This window comes from Persicitalea sp., assembly GCF_041751555.1.
Taxonomy (GTDB): domain Bacteria; phylum Bacteroidota; class Bacteroidia; order Cytophagales; family Spirosomataceae; genus Persicitalea.
This window is the reverse complement of record NZ_JBGSXF010000564.1, coordinates 1-3847: the sequence shown is the minus strand read 5'-3', so window position 1 is coordinate 3847 and position 3847 is coordinate 1. Positions and strand designations below refer to the sequence as shown.

Genomic DNA, 3847 nt, shown 5'->3' with positions numbered 1-3847 from the left:
AAGTTGATATATATGCTGGAAACCATACTTTCAAGGGCCTTAAATTCAGGGCCTAAGTTCTCTGTTTGCACACGCCCTTCAGTTGAATGAGCGTCTAAATTCATTTGGAGAGAGATTGGTCTTGGTCTTGAAAAGTTTGCTGAACGACTGAATGTGTTCAAATCCCAAGGAATAGGAGATCTCGCTTACCGTAAGTTGCGATGTGGACAATTTTTCCTTGGCTTTTTCAATCAGCTTATTGTGGATATGTTGCTGGGTACTTTGCCCTGTGAGCGATTGTAGCAAGCCCGTGAGGTATTTGGGTGAAAGTTGCATTTCTTCCGCAATAAACCTTACGGTTGGTAGACCTTTATTTATTAGGTTATCGTCGCCAAAGTAGTTGTCGAGCCTGTACTCCAACCTTTCAAGTATCTGGTGGTTGCTCTTCTCCCTTGTTATGAACTGACGGCCATAGAATCTATCGGAGTAGCTCAAAAGGCCCTCGATCTGTGAGACAATGATCTGCTTTGTGTATTTATCAATATTGGACTTTACTTCCTTGCTGATGTTCTGGATAATGTTGTTGACCAGGGCTTCCTCTTTTAACGAAAGGAACAGCGCCTCATTGAGGGAATAGTCCCAAAAATCATAATCCTTTATGGTCTTTGCCAATGATGTGTTCCAAATAAAATCGGGATGGACATAAATGGCCCGCCCCGATTTTTTTACTTGTTCCTCTTTTTTTTCAGCTGTTACGCTAAAAACCTGCTTCGGGGACATAAAGGACATCACACCTTCGTTAAAATCAAAGGGTTGCTGGCCATATTTCACTTTCACGTTGTGCATTCTTTTTACCGCGATCGAATAAAAGTCCAAGATCAGATCCTCCGGTTCGTTACCGGTTGAGTTCGGGACTGCATCAGCGATATCTATGACGCTGATCAGCGGATGGTCCGGCTTCGGCAGATTTGTGTAATCGTGAAAGTCGCTTATGGTCTTTAGGTGCCTCATTTTGCTAATACTCTTCTATTATCTGTAATGCCAATTTTCCGCTTGCTGATTTGTTTTCCAGTAAGGTATGGGTCTCAACCGCATCTTTCAGTGCAAACATTTTAGCTCTTAGGACCTTCACCTTTCCTGCTTCGACCAGTTCTGCGATTTCTTCCAACCATTCTTTTCTGGACTGATTGGCGGCGAGTTCGCCCGTGGCATTTTTCCTGTCAAGCGCCCGCAGCACAGCATCGTTAAAAGCAAAATCCGTATTGACGCTCACTAAAATACCATTTTCCCTCAATACCTTTACGGATTTCAAACGCTCATCATTATCCCGAACCGAAGAGACCTCCAATACAATGTCGACAACCCCCACCAGTTCTTCAAATTTCCGGGATTTGTAATCGATCATTTCATCTGCACCGATTTCTTTCAGATAATCAAAACTTTCAGCCGCTGCCGTTGCGATGACATACGCACCTTTCGATTTTGCAAACTGAACCGCGTAGGCACCAACATTTCCAGCCGCCCCCTGAATCAAGATGCGCTGTCCCTCTTTCAGTTTTCCAAATTCGAACATTGCCGTCCAGGCTGTCAGTGCTACCAATGGGATACCGGATGCATCGTTGAATCCGATGTTTTTTGGTTTAAGGCCAAAACGTGATGCCTTTGCAACGACATATTCTGCATAACTGCCATCGCCCGGAAAACTCGGCACACCATAAACAGCATCGCCTTTCTGGAATTCGGTCACATCGCTGCCCAGTTCTTCCACGGTACCCGCCGTTTCCCAGCCGATGGTCATCGGCAGGGTAAGGTCATAGTTCAGCGCCGCGCTGCTCCCTGAACGTACCACCAGGTCCACGGGGTTTATACCGCTTGCGTATACCTTTACTAAAATTTCGTCAGCCCTTGGCACAGGGCGGTCCATTTCTCTCAGTTCCATCACTTCTGGCCCTCCATATTCACCGATTCTGATTGCTTTCATAAAATTCACTTTTCGTTGTTAGAATTTTGATCGTAAAAGGATATTCCCTTTTGAATATTCATTGTCCGTCACTCTATCCAAAAACCTTACGGCATTTCCATCTTTCATCTCGTGTAAGGCGATATAGGTTAAAGTGCTATGTGGCACTGCGCCGTCCCAATGCTTTTTTTCTGGAGGAAATTGTACGATGTCCCCGGCACTGACCTCAAAAATTTCCTCGCCCTCACACTGCGCCCACCCAATGCCATCGGTTATTATAAGTGTCTGACCGAGGGGATTGATTTTCCAGGGTGTTCGCGCGCCCGGTTTGAAAGTTGCACGTGCACCCACTAAATAGCTGGGTTTTTCGGACACAAAGTAATTGCTGATCAATACTTCGCCGGTGAAGTTCCGTTCGGGCGCCCTGTTGCTAGGCAGGCTTCCTGCCTTGTAAACCTTTACTTTTTCCATCTTGAAATATTCCTTTTTTGTTAATGGTACAAAGGTCAGGAACCATTGAGACAAAGAGTTAGTCGAAACACCTTTTGTTTGAGCCAAAATGAAGGGTCGTGATTTTATTTGTACAGGTTAAATTTGTTTGGATGGATGGTTTTTTTGGCTTGCTGCCAAATGGTCATATCAAAATGAAACCAATTATCCACTCCTTTCCGTCTCCGGACAATAACACCGTTTTTTGTTTTACAGCCTTATAAATAAGGGCCATGGGACTTAATTCATCCTACTATCGTAATCTATGGAAAAAGGAGACTGCCCTTTCCATCAAATTGAATTTTATATTCAAGGGAACGGCCAAAATCCTAAAGTGATCCCCTGTTGGGGTTTACAGAAAAATTTTGTGATGGGTAGGGGAGGGTGTATGTGGCCTCAGAAGATTTACTTAAAGGAAAAGCAATATGCTTTTGGTGGAAAACGATTAAAAAACCCTCAAATTAAAGGGCTCTTTTGAGCCTAGTGGATAGTTCAGACAAACCTGGGATTAATTACGCCATATTGAATTCAGTAGTGTCCCGAAAAACGTTCGTGGCTGTTGCACAACTCCGATAAACATCAATTTTTGCTTTTACCAATGCGCGGAAATCCGTAATTTAAGGGTATGCAAGGCAGAAAGAATTATACCGAAAAATTGTTCCTCAGTTTCCGCTTATCGGACCGGATCCCAAAGGAAAATCTTTACAGAAGGCTCCGCGAAACCCTTGACCTGAGTTTTCTTTATAAGGATACGAAAGAACTTTACGGCAAGACCGGCAACCCTTCGATCGACCCCGCGGTCTTTTTCAAGCTGTTGATCACAGGTTACCTCGAGAACATTACCTCCGACCGAAAACTGATGGAACATTGCTGCATGCGAATGGACGTGCTCTACTTTCTGGGCCATGACCTGGACGAGGAGCTGCCATGGCATTCAACGATAAGCAGGACCAGGCAACTTTACCCGGAATCCCTTTTTGTGACTTTGTTCAACAAGGTATTCACCATGTGCGTCGACAGCGGGATGGTATCGGGCCATACCCAGGCGGTGGATTCGGCCCCGATAAAGGCGAACGCGTCCATGGAGAGCGTAGTGCCGAAAATGCCGGCCACCCCTATGAAGGACCACTTGAAAAAAGTGTCGGAAGAAAATCGAGAAACTAATAAAAAGCACGGGGGAGCCATATCCCCGGTACAAATCTCCGCTCCCGAGCATGAGCTCAAGCGCGTGGAGAAACACCACCGGAATTTACAGGAAAGTCCGGTACGGCCTGCCGGTGCGACCCATAAAAAAGCACGCCTGCTAAGCAACACGACGCACTACAACCCCCACGATCCGGATGCCCGTATATCGGTAAAGCCGGGCAAGGCCAGAAAGCTGAACTACCACTGTAGTATGGCGGTGGATACCGCGGAAGG

5 protein-coding genes are annotated in these 3847 nt (G+C 45.7%); 2 read left to right on the top strand and 3 right to left on the bottom strand.

Going from position 1 to position 3847, the window contains the following annotated elements; all coding sequences use genetic code 11:
* Window positions 1-78: 78 nt before the first annotated feature.
* From ACEW8P_RS20095 to ACEW8P_RS20085, 3 genes are all read right to left on the bottom strand, one after another.
* Window positions 79-825, bottom strand: a complete 747-nt coding sequence (locus ACEW8P_RS20095) for a helix-turn-helix domain-containing protein (protein ID WP_373514861.1) — start codon at window positions 823-825, stop codon at window positions 79-81.
* 169 nt (window positions 826-994) lie between these two features.
* A complete protein-coding gene (locus ACEW8P_RS20090) occupies window positions 995-1960 on the bottom strand; it encodes an NADP-dependent oxidoreductase (protein WP_373514860.1) in 966 nt (321 codons plus the stop codon).
* An 18-nt stretch (window positions 1961-1978) separates the two neighbouring features.
* Complete coding sequence (locus ACEW8P_RS20085; RefSeq protein WP_373514859.1) at window positions 1979-2497, bottom strand: cupin domain-containing protein; 519 nt, start codon at window positions 2495-2497, stop codon at window positions 1979-1981.
* 196 nt (window positions 2498-2693) lie between these two features.
* Here ACEW8P_RS20085 and ACEW8P_RS20080 point away from each other — a divergent pair, with 196 nt between their 5' ends.
* Both ACEW8P_RS20080 and ACEW8P_RS20075 read left to right on the top strand, forming a co-directional pair.
* Window positions 2694-2906 carry a hypothetical protein gene (locus ACEW8P_RS20080; protein ID WP_373514858.1) on the top strand — a complete coding sequence of 71 codons (213 nt, stop codon included), beginning with the start codon at window positions 2694-2696 and terminating at the stop codon, window positions 2904-2906.
* A gap of 147 nt (window positions 2907-3053) precedes the next feature.
* A partial coding sequence (locus ACEW8P_RS20075; RefSeq protein WP_373514857.1) for a transposase occupies window positions 3054-3847 on the top strand: 794 nt, incomplete at its 3' end.

What these genes read in the sequence shown, in the direction of transcription:
- ACEW8P_RS20095 (WP_373514861.1), bottom strand. Translation starts at nt 825, where the DNA reads ATGCACAACGTGAAAGTGAAATATGGCCAGCAACCCTTTGATTTTAAC.
- ACEW8P_RS20090 (WP_373514860.1), bottom strand. Translation starts at nt 1,960, where the DNA reads ATGAAAGCAATCAGAATCGGTGAATATGGAGGGCCAGAAGTGATGGAA.
- ACEW8P_RS20080 (WP_373514858.1), top strand. Translation starts at nt 2,694, where the DNA reads ATGGAAAAAGGAGACTGCCCTTTCCATCAAATTGAATTTTATATTCAA.